This is a genomic window from Nitrogeniibacter mangrovi (assembly GCF_010983895.1).
GTDB lineage: Bacteria > Pseudomonadota > Gammaproteobacteria > Burkholderiales > Rhodocyclaceae > Nitrogeniibacter > Nitrogeniibacter mangrovi.
The window spans coordinates 3894465-3909302 of sequence record NZ_CP048836.1 but is presented as its reverse complement, the minus strand read 5'-3'; the positions used below and the strand labels follow the sequence as shown (position 1 = coordinate 3909302).

General features: G+C 66.8%; 19 protein-coding genes and 1 pseudogene. 10 read left to right on the top strand and 10 right to left on the bottom strand.

Annotation, left to right across the window (positions count from 1 at the left end; translation table 11 throughout):
- Positions 1 to 59 precede the first annotated feature (59 nt).
- The 5 genes from G3580_RS18055 to G3580_RS18035 all read left to right on the top strand — a co-directional run bounded on the left by G3580_RS18055 (position 60) and on the right by G3580_RS18035 (position 2935).
- A complete protein-coding gene (locus G3580_RS18055; protein ID WP_173767866.1) occupies positions 60 to 356 on the top strand; it encodes a hypothetical protein in 297 nt (98 codons plus the stop codon).
- On the top strand, positions 325 to 1620 hold the full coding sequence (locus G3580_RS18050) for a ferredoxin reductase family protein (RefSeq protein ID WP_217424540.1): 1296 nt from the start codon (positions 325 to 327) through the stop codon (positions 1618 to 1620). Before G3580_RS18055 ends, G3580_RS18050 begins: the two co-directional genes overlap by 32 nt.
- Positions 1617 to 1973: a cytochrome b5 domain-containing protein gene (locus G3580_RS18045; RefSeq protein ID WP_173767864.1), complete on the top strand. Its 357-nt coding sequence runs from the start codon at positions 1617 to 1619 to the stop codon at positions 1971 to 1973. The genes G3580_RS18050 and G3580_RS18045 overlap by 4 nt, the downstream gene beginning before the upstream one ends.
- A 117-nt stretch (positions 1974 to 2090) precedes the next feature.
- A complete protein-coding gene (locus G3580_RS18040; RefSeq protein ID WP_173767862.1) occupies positions 2091 to 2414 on the top strand; it encodes a hypothetical protein in 324 nt (107 codons plus the stop codon).
- A 278-nt stretch (positions 2415 to 2692) separates the two neighbouring features.
- Positions 2693 to 2935, top strand: coding sequence for a hypothetical protein (locus tag G3580_RS18035; RefSeq protein WP_217424539.1), 243 nt, complete (start codon positions 2693 to 2695; stop codon positions 2933 to 2935).
- Here the strand turns inward: G3580_RS18035 and G3580_RS18030 are convergent.
- Positions 2893 to 3303, bottom strand: coding sequence for a heme-binding protein (locus G3580_RS18030; RefSeq protein WP_173767860.1), 411 nt, complete (start codon positions 3301 to 3303; stop codon positions 2893 to 2895). The two genes, G3580_RS18035 and G3580_RS18030, sit on opposite strands and share 43 nt — an antisense overlap.
- A gap of 223 nt (positions 3304 to 3526) precedes the next feature.
- On the opposite strand from G3580_RS18030, the gene G3580_RS18025 reads away from it, so the two are divergent.
- Complete coding sequence (locus tag G3580_RS18025) at positions 3527 to 5170, top strand: CorA family divalent cation transporter (protein ID WP_228720711.1); 1644 nt, start codon at positions 3527 to 3529, stop codon at positions 5168 to 5170.
- Here the strand turns inward: G3580_RS18025 and G3580_RS18020 are convergent.
- Both G3580_RS18020 and G3580_RS18015 read right to left on the bottom strand, forming a co-directional pair.
- Positions 5167 to 5646, bottom strand: coding sequence for a hypothetical protein (locus G3580_RS18020; RefSeq protein ID WP_173767858.1), 480 nt, complete (start codon positions 5644 to 5646; stop codon positions 5167 to 5169). The two genes, G3580_RS18025 and G3580_RS18020, sit on opposite strands and share 4 nt — an antisense overlap.
- 1 nt (position 5647) lies before the next feature.
- Positions 5648 to 6013, bottom strand: coding sequence for a tlde1 domain-containing protein (locus tag G3580_RS18015; protein WP_173767856.1), 366 nt, complete (start codon positions 6011 to 6013; stop codon positions 5648 to 5650).
- A gap of 136 nt (positions 6014 to 6149) precedes the next feature.
- Between G3580_RS18015 and G3580_RS18010 the strand changes: the two genes are divergently transcribed.
- Positions 6150 to 6989: an AraC family transcriptional regulator gene (locus G3580_RS18010; protein ID WP_173767854.1), complete on the top strand. Its 840-nt coding sequence runs from the start codon at positions 6150 to 6152 to the stop codon at positions 6987 to 6989.
- A gap of 335 nt (positions 6990 to 7324) precedes the next feature.
- Positions 7325 to 7783, top strand: a complete 459-nt coding sequence (locus G3580_RS18005) for a hypothetical protein (protein ID WP_173767852.1) — start codon at positions 7325 to 7327, stop codon at positions 7781 to 7783.
- 55 nt (positions 7784 to 7838) lie between these two features.
- Here G3580_RS18005 and G3580_RS18000 read toward each other — a convergent pair whose 3' ends face one another.
- From G3580_RS18000 to G3580_RS17995, 3 genes and pseudogenes are all read right to left on the bottom strand, one after another.
- Positions 7839 to 8240, bottom strand: a complete 402-nt coding sequence (locus G3580_RS18000; protein ID WP_217424538.1) for a GFA family protein — start codon at positions 8238 to 8240, stop codon at positions 7839 to 7841.
- A 5-nt stretch (positions 8241 to 8245) separates the two neighbouring features.
- A pseudogene (locus tag G3580_RS20515) lies at positions 8246 to 8323 on the bottom strand (hypothetical protein); the annotation flags it as partial.
- A 49-nt stretch (positions 8324 to 8372) separates the two neighbouring features.
- Complete coding sequence (locus tag G3580_RS17995; RefSeq protein ID WP_173767850.1) at positions 8373 to 8720, bottom strand: DUF3024 domain-containing protein; 348 nt, start codon at positions 8718 to 8720, stop codon at positions 8373 to 8375.
- Between the two features lie 406 nt (positions 8721 to 9126).
- Here G3580_RS17995 and G3580_RS17990 point away from each other — a divergent pair, with 406 nt between their 5' ends.
- Together G3580_RS17990 and G3580_RS17985 are read left to right on the top strand one after the other, a co-directional pair.
- Positions 9127 to 10098, top strand: a complete 972-nt coding sequence (locus tag G3580_RS17990) for a GlxA family transcriptional regulator (RefSeq protein ID WP_173767848.1) — start codon at positions 9127 to 9129, stop codon at positions 10096 to 10098.
- 104 nt (positions 10099 to 10202) lie between these two features.
- The gene (locus tag G3580_RS17985) at positions 10203 to 10922 is read left to right on the top strand and encodes a DJ-1/PfpI family protein (RefSeq protein ID WP_173767846.1); all 720 of its coding nucleotides are present in this window, start codon (positions 10203 to 10205) and stop codon (positions 10920 to 10922) included.
- A gap of 143 nt (positions 10923 to 11065) precedes the next feature.
- On the opposite strand, the gene G3580_RS17980 is transcribed toward G3580_RS17985, so the two are convergent.
- From G3580_RS17980 to G3580_RS17965, 4 genes are all read right to left on the bottom strand, one after another.
- A complete protein-coding gene (locus tag G3580_RS17980; protein ID WP_173767844.1) occupies positions 11066 to 11779 on the bottom strand; it encodes an ABC transporter ATP-binding protein in 714 nt (237 codons plus the stop codon).
- Between the two features lie 178 nt (positions 11780 to 11957).
- A complete protein-coding gene (locus tag G3580_RS17975) occupies positions 11958 to 12740 on the bottom strand; it encodes an ABC transporter ATP-binding protein (RefSeq protein WP_173767842.1) in 783 nt (260 codons plus the stop codon).
- Entirely contained in the window at positions 12737 to 13882 is a 1146-nt protein-coding gene (locus tag G3580_RS17970) for an ABC transporter permease subunit (protein ID WP_173767840.1), read from the bottom strand. The genes G3580_RS17975 and G3580_RS17970 overlap by 4 nt, the downstream gene beginning before the upstream one ends.
- A complete protein-coding gene (locus G3580_RS17965; RefSeq protein ID WP_173767838.1) occupies positions 13882 to 14814 on the bottom strand; it encodes a branched-chain amino acid ABC transporter permease in 933 nt (310 codons plus the stop codon). Before G3580_RS17965 ends, G3580_RS17970 begins: the two co-directional genes overlap by 1 nt.
- Between the last annotated feature and the right edge of the window lie 24 nt (positions 14815 to 14838).

The following is a 14838-nucleotide window of genomic DNA, read 5'->3' as shown; positions in this document are numbered from 1 at the left end:
CTACAGTGGGGCCATCCAGCACCCCTGATGAGCCGGGGGTGCCCGGCGGGAGATCCGACATGACACGATCGCGACGCAATGCGGTGCTGGCCCTGCTCGGGCTGGCGATGGCCGCGTCGGTCGGTGCTCGCGGCCCGTGGCGGGCCGACGAGGGCAACACCGTCGGCTGGCAGCTGATGAGCCCCGAAGAGCGCATCGAACATCAGGCGCGCATCCGCAGCTTCACCGACTACGACGCCTGCCACGCCTACCAGCTCGAGCACCATCGGCTCATGGAGGCGCGGGCGGCCGAGCGCGGCCTGCGCCTGCCGTCGGTGCGGCGCGATGCCTGCGCCCACCTGCGCCGGGACCGGTGAGGGCGGCGCCATGAAGCGCGTGTCGCGCGTCCTGCTGCCGATGCTGGTGCTGGCGCTCGTCGGCGGGCCGGTGTGGTGGGCCTGGCCGGGGACGCTGGGCGGGTGGCGGAGCGTGGCCATCGTCACCGGCTGGCTCGGCTACGGCCTGCTTTTCGCCAGCCTGGTCACCATGCTGCGCGAGCCCTGGCTGGCCCGCGTGCTGGGCGGGCTGGGGCGCATGTACGCCTGGCATCATCACCTCGGCGTGCTGGCCTATCTGGTGCTCCTGCTGCATCCGGTGGCGCTGGCGATGGAAGCGCTGCCCGAATCGCCCGCCATCGCCTGGGCAAGCGTCGCCCCCCTGCAACAGGGCGCGGCCGGGTGGCTGGGCTGGGCCGCCTTGCTGTGCCTGATGATCGGCCTCGGCGTGGCCCTGTCGCCACGGCTCGCCTACGGCCGCTGGCGGGCGCTGCACGGCCTGCTGGCGCTGGCGGTGGTGGTGTCACCGGCGCATCTGGTGATGCTCGGGCTCGAGCAATGGCTGTGGTGGATGCCGGTGCTGGCCATCGGTGTGCTGTTCTGGCGCGTGCTGCGGGCCGACTGCGGGCTCGCCGCGCTCCCCCACGTGGTCGCGCAGGTGGCCCATCCGGCCCGCGCGGTAGTCGAAATCACCCTGCGCCCCATGGCGCGGGCGCTGGCGGCGCACGCCGGGCAGTTCGTGCTCGTGGCCTTCCATGACGGCCCGCATTTTCAGGGGTGCCATGAATATCACCCGTTCACCCTCACCGCGATCGAGCCGGATGGCAGCCTGCGGGTCGGCATCAAGGCGCTGGGCGACTGCACCCGGCACATGCAGACGCTCGAGGCGGGCGTGGCGGCGCGGGTGCAGGGGCCGTTCGGCGATTTCGGCGCCGCCGGTTCGGGCCGCCCGGCGCTGTGGATCGCCGGCGGCATCGGCATCGCCCCCTTCATGGCGCTGCTGCGTGCCGGCACGGTGGCCGCGCCGGTGCGTCTGATCTATCTGTACCGGGAGGCCGCCGACGGGGCCTACCACGACGAGCTGGTCACCCTGGCCGATGCCGATCCGGACGTGACCCTGGTGGCCCACGCCAGCGGCGACGGCGCGCCCGACCTGGCTGCGATCCTGCCCGAGGCGGACGCGCTGGCCGGCGTCGAGTGCTTCCTGTGCGGCCCGCCGGGCCTGGTGGACGCGGCGGTGGCGCTGCTGCGTGCGCGCGGCGCCGCGGACGAACACATTCATTTCGAGAGGTTCGAGTTCCGATGATGCGCACGCTCTTCTGGGTCGGCACCGCCCTGTTCTGGTGCTTCGTGATCGGTGTCCGGGCGGCCGCCGATGTCGGACCGGGCGGCGCGCCCGCCACGCCTCCGGTCCCGACCTACACGCTTGCCGAGGTGGCTCGCCACGGCACCGAGGGCGACTGCTGGATGGCGATCCGCGGCCAGGTCTACGACCTGTCCGCCTACCTGCCCGACCATCCCACCCGCCCGTCGGTGATCGTGCCCTGGTGCGGCAAGGAGGCCACCGAGGCCTACAACACCAAGACCCGGGGGCGCCCGCATTCGCCGGGGGCGGACCAGCTGCTGAACGGCTTCCGCATCGGCATCGTCGCCCCTTGAGCCGTGCGAGCCCCTGGCGTTTGCACCGGGGCACCGCGTGGCCTAGAACCAAAGTAAGCGTCCTGTGGCGGGCTCGCACCCGCGGGAGGACGGCGACCGGCCCAGGGAGGGACGCCGATGTCACCCGATCGAAAGCACCGGACCGATGACGACGCGGTCTGTCGCGGCACGGGCGCAGCGCGCATCACGGTCAAGCGGATCGGCGATCTGATCGCCGATCTGCTCGAGATGCGCGCCGCCGAAATGGAGGCCGCCGCGGTCAGCGCGCGCGCCGCCGAGGCGGCGGCCGCACGGCTGCGCCTCCAGGCGGCCAGCGCCCGCGCGCTGGTAACCGTCGACGGTCACCCCGCCTTCGATCGCCTGGCGCTGAGCGCGTTCGCCAACGTGCTCGACGAGTCCGGCGGCGCGGGATTCAAGGCCGCGCACAAGCACGACAAATGAGGGCCGGCACGTGGCGCGCCAGGGCGCTGCGGACGAACGCTCCATGCACCGGGGTGCCGCCCGTCGAATCATCATGACTGTCCGACCGGTGCCGTGGCACCGATGAGGCTGCGTCCCGTGTCGGGGTGCGGCCGAGTGTCGCGGGAGGTCGCGTGCCGGATGGGCGTACAATTCCGTCCGTTCGTTCGTTTCTGGGCGAGCGGTCCGAACGCCCGGCAGAGGAGCGGACATCAGGGATGGGACCGGAGACCGTTCAAGAACCCCCACCGGAGCATGCCATGTCCAGTCTTTATCAACTCCAGACGCGCCTGCAGGAGACCGACGACCCCGTCGTGATCCGCGTGTTCGGCGCCCTGTTGAATGCCATGAAATTGGGTGGCCCCTTCGATCTGTCGCTGCTCGATCGGCTCTCCTTTGCCGATTTCACCCTGGCCGTCGATAGCATCCGCGTGTGGCGGACCCAGCGCTATGTGCTCGATCAGGACCGGCCGAGCGCGGCTGCGCCCGCCCGGGCCACCTGAGCATCCTGATCGGGCTGGACACCGGACACCCCGATCGCGCCCACCACCTGACCGTCGACGAGGATGGGGATCCCGCCCGTGAGCAGGCCGCTGAGTCGGGGCACTGAGAGAAAGGCGGTGCGGCCACCGTTGATCATGTCCTCGTAGCCCTGCGACTCGCGCCGCCCCAGGGCCGCCGTGCGTGCCTTCTCCATGCAGATGTAGGCGCCGATGGGCGCGCAGCCGTCGAGGCGCTCCAGCGCCAGCGGATGGCCGCCGTCGTCCACCACGGCGATGGAAACCGCCCATGGGTGCGCGCCTGCTTCCGCCCGCGCGGCGGCCAGGATACGGGCGACGTCGTCCCGGGTCAGGATGGCCTTGGTGTGCATGATGTCTCTCCTCTCGACGACAACGCGGCTCGGTGGTCCATGCGCCGCATCCTCATTGCCCGGTGCCGCGCCTCACGCGAGGGAACACCCCTCAGTGAACCCATAGAAGAACGGGTTGTGAACGTCAAAGTCGATGGCGGCAGGGACCGTCGGGACGCCGATGTCGTCGGCCGCCTGGACCTATACTGCGAACACGACGGCATCACGGACGGGAGGAGGGATTTTGGAGGACACCCAGGCGAGCGACGCGCGCCGGCTCGGCCATTTCCGGCAGATCCTGCTGTGGCCCCTGCAGCTGATGCCGCTGCGCGAGGGCAGCCAGATCCACCGCCACTGGGCGTGGCTGGAAGAGGCGCGGCCCGATAACCCGTGGCGCGAGGTGGACGACGAGTTTACCGACGACCCGGCCGGTTTCCAGCAACGTCACTACAGCGAGTTCGTCACCTTCCTGCCCCATGTGCAGCGCTTTCTCTACGGCGAGGGCCGCACCCGCGGCGGGGCGCCGGGCGAATCGCCGATCCGGGTGTTCCGCCGTCGCGACGTGGCTCGGGTGCGCTGCACCTATCCGGGCGACGCGCTGGCGCCGGCCGAATTCGACATCGCCCACATCGACCTGTATTTCTTCTTCGACCTCGACATCGCGGTGCTCAACGTCGAGCTCCACGGCGACGACATCAGCCTCGACTGCGCCCAGGAGACCCTGTTCCGCCTCGGTCGCGCCTACCCCACCTACTGGGAGTCCAACGGCGACCCCGGCCATTGCCTGAAGCGCACCGAATGGCTCGATGCGGACGGCCGCGTGCTCGCCACCTCGGACGACGAGCAGCGCCACGCCTTCTTGCAGCACGTGAGTCGCTACCGCGCGCCCCGGGTCGCCGCCCACTGGGATTTTCTCCTCCAGCCCCTGGTGCCTCACCATTCGGACCGCAGCGGTCCGCTGCGCTATCGCCAGCTCGAATACCACCGCATGCCGGTGATGGCCTATGCGGCCGTGGACGGCGATCCGCGCGACCTGGACGCGTCGGACTTCGTCCGCCTCGGCCTCATCACCGCCTCCGGCCCGCCCGGGCGCATGCCGGTGCGGGTGCCGGACTTCGAACAGCGCTTCTGCTACGACCGCTTCTGGGTGCCCCAGGCCGGCGGTACGCCGGGCTCGCGCTACATGGGCTGCGGCGAATCCTTCGTGCTCGTCGGCAGCGCGCGCGTGCCCTACTTCTACACCCCCGGCGGCAGCCTGCTCGAGGAGTTCCGCCACCAGTACTTCCTGCTGTTCCTGATCCCGCACATGCACAAGGCGGCGCTGCTGATGATGTCCGACCGCCTGGTGTACGCGCTCAAGCGCCTCGACATCCAGGACCCGGAGACCATCAAGCGCTTCAAGCGCGAGATCCGCCAGCTGCGCGAGATCTTCCTGCGCTTCACCCACCGCTACTGGTTCCATCGCGTCTCCGACCAGATCCAGGCGCGCGACCTGTATCGCAAGACCGCCGAGTTCCTCGCCACCGAAGAGCTCTACGAGGAAGTACGCCAGCGGGTGCAGGACATGGCCGAATACCTGGAGGAGGACACCGGGCGGCGCCAGGCCAACACCGTGCTGCGCCTCACCGTGGTCACCGCCTTCGGCCTCATCGGCACCACCGTGACCGGCTATTTCGGCATGAACATCCTCGAACTCGACGGCCTCTCGCCGGTCGCGCGCACGCTCTACTTCCTCGTCATCTTCGCCGGCATGACCTGGCTCACCTTCTACACGGTGATGAAGTCCAAGGGCCTGTCGGACTTCCTCGACGCATTGTCGGACGAACGGGTGTCGATCGGCCGCAAGCTGGGGGCGTTGCTGGGGGTGTGGCGGCGGCCGCGGGGCTAGGGGCGGTGGCCCTTCGATGAGGCCTGCGACCGCCCGGATTCGAGTACCGAGGTTCCGACCTGGAGAGCCGCGTATTGCGGTGACAGCAGCACCACCGTGGGGGCTGCCATTGCGCATTCGGCGCGGCTCGTCTCACTGATCGTGATCATCGAAAAGGCGGTGCCCGACCGGGTGTGTACGACGATTTTCTGAATCTGGCGATAAACATCGGTTTCCGCAAGCCCGGGACCGGCATGACGGCCGATGCGTTCGGCATCGAGCAGTTCGGTCTTGAGCCCATAGGGCGTCTCGTCGTCACGATAAAACGCCGAGGCATCGGTGACGCGGCCGGTATTGACCAGCGCAGCCAGGGCGGCCTGGGTTGCGTAGTTGTCCGGACCGAAACACGGCGGGATGGTCTCGCCGGCCCAGGCGACCTGAAAGGCGGCAAGCAGCCCGACGGGCAACCAGCGCCAGGTGGTGCGTAGCGAGGCCATGCTATTGGACCACTTCAAGATCGTGGTCCCCGGAGGTGATGATCAGGCTGCGAACGGCGTAGGGCATGATGATGCAGCCCTCCGACGCCGCGCCGGGATGACGGGCGCTGTCACCGTGGATGCGAAATGCGCTGCGTCCGAAGGTGTTGGTACCCGGTTTGGGGCTCAGGGTGATGGTCAGTGGCCCCTTGCTGCTGGTGTATCCGCCGATCCGCCATGCACCGCGGGGGATGGGCCCCCGGTTGCGCAGATTCTGCGACGCAGGGCGATTCTTGTGCGCGCCGCGGCCCGCATAGCCGATCCCGCCGGGGACAGGGGCGCCATTGTGATAGAGATGCCCGGAGGATTGATCGTATGTCCAGGTCATGACGATGTTCTTGTGCTATGAAAATTGGGTTTTAGCACGGGCGCGTGAGGGACACAATGCCTCGGCCGTCAATCGCGCAAGAACGATCAGGCGAGTCCCGCTAGGATGCATGCATCGCGCACGAACGGACGCATCCATGGCACCTCCGCAGCTCATCCGGCGCATGACCCGCGTCATCGAGTTTCTCTATGCCCACCTCGACGACGATCTCAGCCTCGATCGTGTTGCCGAGGTGGCGCACGTGTCGACGTGCCATTTCCATCGGCTCTATCGCGCCCTGACCGGCGAGACCCTGGCCGAGACGGTGCGGCGCTTGCGTTTTCATCGTTCGGCGCGTGAGCTGCTCGATGCCGATCGGCCGCTGGGACAGGTGGCCCGGCGCGCGGGCTATGGCTCGCCGGAAGCCTTCAGCCGGGCTTTCAAGCGTCACTTCGGCATCCCCCCGGGCGCCTATCGTGCCCTCCGCCAATCCTGGGCCGCGCCGACTCTCCATCTGAATCCGGAGCCCTTCGACATGGACGACATCCGCATCGACACCCTCCCCGCCCTCGACCTCGTGGGCATTCGCCATCGCGGCGACTACATGGGCATCGGCCAGGCCTTCGACCGGCTGTGCCTGTGGGCCGGCCCCAAGGGCATGCTCGGTCCGCACGTTCGCCTGCTCGGCGCCTACTGGGACGATCCGGCCGTGGTCGCGCGCAGCGATTTGCGTTCGGCCGCCTGCCTCGGTGCCCCGACCGACGCGGCCGAGGGCGAGGTGATGCCCCTGCGGATGGCGGCCGGGCCGTATGCCTGCCTCATCCATGTCGGCCCCTATGCCGAACTCGAAGCGGCTTACCAGCGGGTCTTTGCCTGGATCGCCCGAGAGGGCCACGAGCTGGCCGAGGCGCCCTGCTTCGAGGAATACCTGAACGACCCGGCATCGACGCCGCCATTGGCGCTGCGCACGCGGATCATGGTGCCGCTTCTGGGGTGAGGGTGGGCTGACCACCGGACATGATCCGTCCGGCCGAACGCCATCGGGCTGGCCGCGAGCCCCATCCGTTGCGTCGTGGGGTGATTCCTTGGGGGCGCGATGTCGCGGTCGCGCACAACTATGTCACGCGCGCCCGTTTCTAGCGTAAATTAAAATATCGCCAAAAATGCGACAGCGTGTCGAAGTCATGACGCGTTTCGCATTTCAGGTTTGCGCGATGTGCATGGCCGGCTGCCCGGCGTGCCAACACGTCCGTGCGCAACGCCCCGGTCAGGGGCTTATCGATGATTTGGGCGCCTCCGGTGGATAGAGGAGCGTCCGGCAGGGAGTCACCCATGGAGAACGACACCGCCGCAGTGCCGGTTTTTGATGTGCTGGACAGCCTGGTGTCCAGCGGCGGGGTCGTGCTGCTCTTGTTCGCGGGCCTGTTCCTGGTCGTGTTGGTGGCGGCGTGGCTGTTCGTGCGTGTCGACGGGGTGTCCAGCCGGGAACGGTCACGGCGTTCCCGGGCGGCACGCGAGCAGGAGCGGCGACGCAATCGCCAGGACATGGCGCTGCGCGTGCGGGGTTATGCCCGGTCCCGGCATGAAGCGGTTGCCTGCGGTGTCGAGTCGCCCGACGAGGCGATGCGCTCGATGCGTGACTATGGCAACGGCGTGGTGGATGCGATCACCTGCTCGACGCGCAACGTGAAGCAGATCGAGTCCTTGCGTACCCTGATCGAAAGCGAATCCAAGCGGCTCGACGCGGCCGCGCGGGCAGCCGCGTCGGCGAGTTCCAAAGTCGCACCCTGACGTTCGTGGCGGGCGGCCCCGCCCCGGTCGAGGTCGTTCCCGGAGGCGGACCGGCCTACGCCAGACCGAGGCGCCGGTGCCACTCGGCGATCGATTCCTCGGGATAGGCCGGATAGCGCCGGTCCTGAGGGTCGGCGTGCACCTGCACCCACGACGCCTTCGAGTCGAGCATGAGGTGCGTGCGCTCGGGCGGGACGGGCAGCGGCGTGTCGATGGCCGAGGCGAGCGGATGCACCAGCTCCGGCCAGCGCGGATCCCACAGCCACAGATGGCTGCCGCACAATCCGCAGAAATGCCGCTGCGCCGGGCTCTGGCGGGGTTGCGATTCCCCCGGGGCCTGGACCATCGCCTGATAGACCCGCAGGTGCGCCTTGCCGTCGACCTCGAGCGTGTCGTGGGCGCCGCCGAGGTTGATGGCATAACCGCCGCCCCCGACGTCTTGCGGCAGATCGAGCAATAGCAGAGGTTGAACGGGTAGGGGTGAGCCGATTCCAGGCGGAACCGGACCGCGCCGCAGTGGCAGGAACCTTCGAGCTTCATCACCTTCTCCTCCAGCATGTCGAGACGCTCGTCGCCCCGGAAGCCCGGGCTAACCACGGAAGCAACCGAAGGCGTCTTCGTCCACCAGGGCCAGGGCATCGTCGATGGTCCGCGCCGTCGGTGGATCGTAGGCATGCCAGCGTAGGTCCGCCCGCCGCCAGAATACCTTCCAGACATGCTGGGTACGCACGAAGGTTGTCTTGGCGAAGGGGAGCTCCGTGATCTCGCCCGGATCGCCGCGCCATGCCGGGCGCAATTCGACAAGTTCCACCGACTGGCCCTGGATGCGGGCCTCCACGTCCAGCTCGGGGCGGATGTGCGGCGGTGGGCGATGCTTCTTCAGGTAGCGGCCCACCGCCCGTTCGACCCGCTTCAGTTCCAGTTCGCTCAACGCCATGGGATTGCCCTTGCGCTTAGGGCGCCAAATCGCGCTCCGCCAGTGCCCTCGGCCTTCCGAAGGCCCTCGTCGATCGGGGTGCTCTCGTGCATGGGCGGTTCCGATTGGCTGACATCGTTGGCTGGTGCGGCCGGCAGATACGGTAGAGCGATCAATGCCTTCAGCCTAGCGGCAATTGGCGCGTCTTGCCATGAAACCAATCGGTGTCCGTGGGACCTCCTGACCAAGTTCCACTGAACCCGGGCGCCAATGCCGACCGCCATGCAATGAAAACGGTGGGCCTGATGATCTGGGCCGGCTTCGTTGGTTCGAACCATCAAAGCGCATAACTCTGGCTGTTTTTGCTGCAACAATGGCTTTGCTGCCAGCAAATCGCTTTGCTAGTCTCGACTCAAGGAATGCATTGATGGATATCGCCACAGAAACGCGAAGCATTGGAGTGCTCATCTTTCCGGAAGCGCAGGTGCTTGATGTGACCGGTCCGCATGAGGTCTTTTCATCGGCTCGACATTTACTGGAGAAAGCCCGGGCGTCGATTGGCTACGACGTATTTTTGGTTTCCAAGACCCGAAAGCCGCTGAAAGTCTCCTCCGGAATCGAGATTGTTCCGGACTACGATTTTCAAAGCTGTCCTTCATCGCTGGATACCTTGATTGTGCCGGGCGCTGAGAACATCAGGCAGGTATTGGAGGATTCGGAACTTCTGAACTGGATAGGCGCGCAGTCCGGAAACGTCCGCAGGTTGGTGTCCATATGTACCGGGGCCTTTCTGCTTGCAGACCTGGGCTTGCTGGATGGGAAGCGTATTACCACCCACTGGGCGTACTGTGAGGATATGCGGAGGCTGTTTCCACAGCTGAAGATCGATTCGGATGCGATATTCATCCAGGAAGGAAATGTCTACACCTCCGCTGGCGTGACGGCAGGGATCGACCTGTCGCTGGCGTTGATTGAAGAGGACGTGGGCAAGAAGATCGCCATGAGCGTGGCCAGGAAACTGGTGGTGTTCTACCGGCGTCCGGGTGGCCAGAAACAATTCAGCGATTTTCTGATGTCGCAGTCGGACAGCCCCTTTGGCGCGCTTGTGGATTGGATGATCGAGAACCTGTCTGAAGATCTTTCCATAGAAATGCTGGCGCAGCGGGTCAATATGAGCCAGAGGAACTTCGCGCGAAAGTTCAAGGAAGTGCGTGGCGAGACGCCGGGGAAATTTGTCGAACGTCTTCGCATCTGTCAGGCGCGCATGCTGATGGAGAATAGCGACGTCGTCCTGAAGACCGTCGCACGGAAATGTGGATTCAATACCGAAGAGCAGATGCGACGTGCTTTTCAGAGAGAACTGTCGGTAACGCCGAACGAGTACAGGACACGTTTTTGACTGTGCGGCCAAGTTAAAAAAAGAAGTCGCGCTTAACTTTTCATGGCCATGACCTGATTCACCGTATGTGGCCCCCTGGTCGCAACTTCCCAAAGGAGAGAGCAATGGAGTTGTCGGAAATTGCCGGTCTGAGACCGGATATGCTGGATAGAGAACAAGTGGAGCCTGCGATTCACAAAACCGTGGGCATTCTGATATTTCCGGGATTTGAATTGCTCGATGTCTACGGCCCGATGGATCTGTGGTCCAACATCAATCTCGTACCATCGAAGCTGTGGGGCGACAAGAGCAACATGGTGGGCGTGAAACTGGTCACCGTTGCCTCGGAGAAAGGCGACATTCCATCCCATGGGGGCGTCCGGACCGTCGCCGACTATGGTTATGCGGACGCGCCGCACCTGGATTACCTGATCGTGCCCGGAGGCTGGGGCGCCGTGCCGCTGGTCGAGGATCAGCCAACGCTGGATTGGCTGCGGGCTCGGGCAGATCGTGCCGAGATCGTCATGTCGGTATGCAACGGCGCTTCCTTGCTCGCCGCAGCCGGCATACTCGATGGGCGCGAGGCCACGACAAACAAACTGCTGTGGAATGAAGCGACGGCGCCCGGGCCGCGCGTCAACTGGATTAAAAAAGCGCGCTGGGTCGATCTGGGCAACATCATCACCGCGTCGGGCATTGCCGCGGGGATCGACATGACCCATGCGCTCATCTCTCGTCTATATGGCGAAGACGTGGGGAAATGGATCGAGCTGTGGACGGAATATGAACCTCATCGGGATCCGTCCTGGGATCCGTATTCGGAAATGGCCGGGTTGGTCGGATAGCGCGTGAATCACGGCATCACTGTCGTTCCGGAAGGCGGTCGTCTTCGCACGACGCCCTTCCGCTCCTCGCCCCTCCACCGCATCTCGCCCGAAAGGCGCTCGATCCGCTGCGGGCCATGGACCGGTAGAGCGGCGCCCGGGTCTTACCCGCCCAGATACGCGGCCCTGACGCGTTCGTCGGCGAGCAACGTGTCCCCGCGCCCCGCCAGCGTCACCCGGCCCGATTCCATCACATAGCCCCGCTGGGCGAATTCCAGCGCGAGGTTCGCGTTCTGTTCCACCAGCAGCACGGTGACGCCCTCCGTCTTCACCTGCTGCACCACCTCGAAGATCTTCTCGACGATGAGCGGGGCGAGGCCCATGGAGGGTTCGTCGAGCAGCAACAGTTTGGGGCGCGAGAGCAGGGCGCGGGCGATGGCGAGCATCTGCTGTTCGCCGCCGGAGAGGGTGCCGGCGATCTGGGTGTGGCGTTCGCGCAGTCTCGGAAAAAGCGTCAGCATGCGCTCCAGATCGGACGCGATCGCATGGTCGCGGCGACTGTAGGCGCCCATGCGCAGATTCTCTTCCACCGTGAGCCGGGTGAAGATGCCGCGGCCTTCGGGGACGAGCGCGATGCCGGCGCGCACGCGCTGGTGGGCGGGCAGGGTGTCGATCGCCTGGCCCTGGTAGCGGATGTGGCCGCCGGCCAGCGGCAGGGTGCCGGCGATGGCGCCCAGGGTGGTGGTCTTGCCGGCGCCGTTGGCGCCGATGAGGCACACCAGTTCGCCGGTGTTCAGGCTGAGATCGATGCCTTTGACGGCGGCGATGGCGCCGTAGTTGACGCGGACCTCCTTGAGGTCGAGGAGGGGCGTCGTCATTGGTGCCCCCGAGTTCGTGGCTGATGGCGCTGATCTGCGCCAGCGGGCTCCCTCCCCTTCAAGGGGAGGGTTGGGGTGGGGATGGGTTGTTCAATTCGCGTCGATAACCCCATCCCCCTCCCAGCCTCCCCCTTGAAGGGGGAGGAGTGAGCCGGGCGCAAGAGCGGGAGCGTGCCGGTCATCCCGCCTTCACCTCCGTGACGCTACCCCCCAGATACGCCTTGATCACCGCCGGATGGCGCTGCACCTCGGCAGGCACGTCCTCCGCGATCTTGCGCCCGAAGTCGAGCACGGCGACCCGGTCGCACAGGCCCATGATCAGCTTCACGTCGTGCTCGATGAGCATCACGGTGACGCCGTCGGCACGGATTCGTTCGATGAGCGTTTTCAGTTGCGCGGTCTCGGTGGCGTTCATGCCGGCGGCCGGTTCGTCGAGCGCCAGCAGGCGTGGCTCGGTGGCCAGGGCGCGGGCGATTTCGAGGCGGCGCTGGTCGCCGTAGGACAGGCGGGTGCTCACCGCGTGGGCGTGGCGGCCGATGCCGACGTAGTCGAGCAGTTCCAGGGCTCGGCGGGTGGTGAGGCGTTCTTCCTCGCGTTGCTGCTTGTTGCGGGTGAGCACGCCCCACACGCCGGCGCGGGTGTGGATGTGGTGGCCGGCCATCACGTTCTCGAGCGCGGTCATGCCGCCGAACAGGCGGATGTTCTGGAAGGTGCGGGCGATGCCGGCTTCGACCACCCGGTGGGGCTTTCCGGTGGGCAGGGCGCTGCCTTCGAACACGAACGCGCCCCCATCGGGCGTGTACGCGCCGGTGAGCACGTTGAAGAAGGTGGTCTTGCCGGCGCCGTTGGGGCCGATGAGGCCATAGACCTCGCCCTGGCCGATGGTGAGGCTCACGTCGTCCAGGGCGGTGATGCCGCCGAAGCGCTTGCCGATGCCGCGGGCCTCGAGCAGCGTGATCATGCGTTCGCCTCGCGGGTGTGCTCGGCTCGCGCATAGCGTGCCCGGGCCGGGATGAGGCCGCGCGGGCGCAGCAACATCATGAGGATCATGGCCAGCGAATAGAGCAGCATGCGCAGCACTTCGGGGTCGAGCAGCACGGTGCCGAACAGGGCCTGCTGCAGGGGCACGGCCACCTCGCGCAGCAGTTCGGGCAGCAGGCTGAGCACCAGCGCCCCCACCAGGGCCCCGGCGATGTTGCCCATGCCGCCGAACACCACCATCACCAGCACCACGATGGATTCCATGAGCGAGAACGATTCGGGGGACACGAAGCCCTGGAAGGACCCGAACAGCCCGCCCGAGACGCCGCCGAAGGTGGCGCCCAGGGAGAACGCCAGCAGCTTGAGATTGCGGGTGTTGATGCCGATGGCCTTGGCGGCGAACTCGTCGTCGCGCATGGCGGCCCAGGCGCGGCCGATGCGCGAGACCTGGAACCGGTGCATGAACACGATGGCGCCGATCACCACCAGCAGGAACAGGTAGTAGAACAGGAACAGGTAATGGATGCGGAAGCCGCCGAGGCGAATGCCGGTGCCGAACTGCCAGTGGCAGAGGGCGTCGAGCACGCTTTCGCCGGCCACGGCCATCGGGTCGCCCAGGCACAGGTGGATGGAATCCAGGCTGCCGATGCCCTGCGGGCCGTTGGTGATGTTGATCGGTTGGTTCAGGTTGTTGAGGAAGATGCGCACGATCTCGCCGAAACCGAGGGTGACGATGGCCAGGTAGTCGCCCCGCAATCGCAGCACCGGAAAGCCGAGGGTGACGCCGGCCAGCGCCGCGAAGGCCGCACCCAGCGGCAGCACCAGCCAGAAGGGCAGGTGCAGGCCGAAATGGGGCGAGGCGAGAAAGGCCCAGGTGTAGGCGCCCACCGCGTAGAACGCGATGTAGCCCAGGTCGAGCAGGCCGGCGTAGCCGACCACGAGGTTGAGGCCGATGGCCAGCAGCATGTAGAGCAGGGCGAAATCGAGGATGCGCAGCCAGCTGCGGCCGAAGGCGAGGTTGGCGACGATGGGCGCGGCGAGGGCAATGAGCGCCACCAGCCAGGTCGCGGCTTTCGGGTTGCGTCGGCCGAGCACCGGGATGAGGCGGGCGATCTCTTCCATCAGGCCCGGTCCGACACCCGCTCGCCCAGCAGCCCGGTGGGGCGGAAGATCAGCACCAGGCCGAGGATGGTGAAGGCGAAGATGTCCTGGTAGCTGGAGTTGAGGAAGCCGAAGCTGAGGTGCTCGATGTAGCCGGCGCCGACGGCCTCCACCAGCCCCAGCACCAGCCCCCCCACCACTGCCCCGGCGAGGTTGCCGATGCCGCCGAGCACCGCTGCGGTGAAGGCCTTGAGGCCGGGCATGAAGCCCATCGAATAGTTGGCGATGCCGTAGTTGGAGGCGATCATCACCCCCGCCACGGCGGCCAGGCCGGCGCCGATGACGAAGCTGAGCGCGATGATGGCGTGGGTGTTCACGCCCATGAGCTGGGCCACGCGATGGTTCTCGGCGGTGGCGCGCATGGCGCGGCCGAATCGGGTGCGGTTCACCAGCATGAGCAGGCCGCCCATCATGAGCGCCGAGATCACGATGATGGCAATCTGCACCGGGGTGATGACGACGTCGCCGACGAGCGTGATCGGGGCGGTGGCGATCAGTTGCGGAAAGCTGTGGTTGCCGCGCCCCCAGAAGATCATGGCCAGGGTCTGGAGCAGGAAGGACAGGCCGATGGCGGTGATCAGCGGCGCCAGGCGCGGGGCGTTGCGCAGGCGCCGGTAGGCCAGGCGCTCCATGAGGTAGCCCAGCGCCATGCACACGACCACCGCCACCGCCACCGCGATGGCGAGCATCCACAGTGGCGCCATGTCCGGCGCCACGCCCATGAGCAGGCCGATGACCTGCAGCGCCGTCATGGCGCCGATCATCACCACCTCGCCATGGGCGAAGTTGATGAGGCCGAGGATGCCGTAGACCATGGTGTAGCCCAGCGCCACGAGGGCATAGACGCTGCCGACCACGAGGCCGTTGACGATCTGTTGCAGCAGGGTGTCCATGGGGGCGGGGGCTCCTCGGTCCGG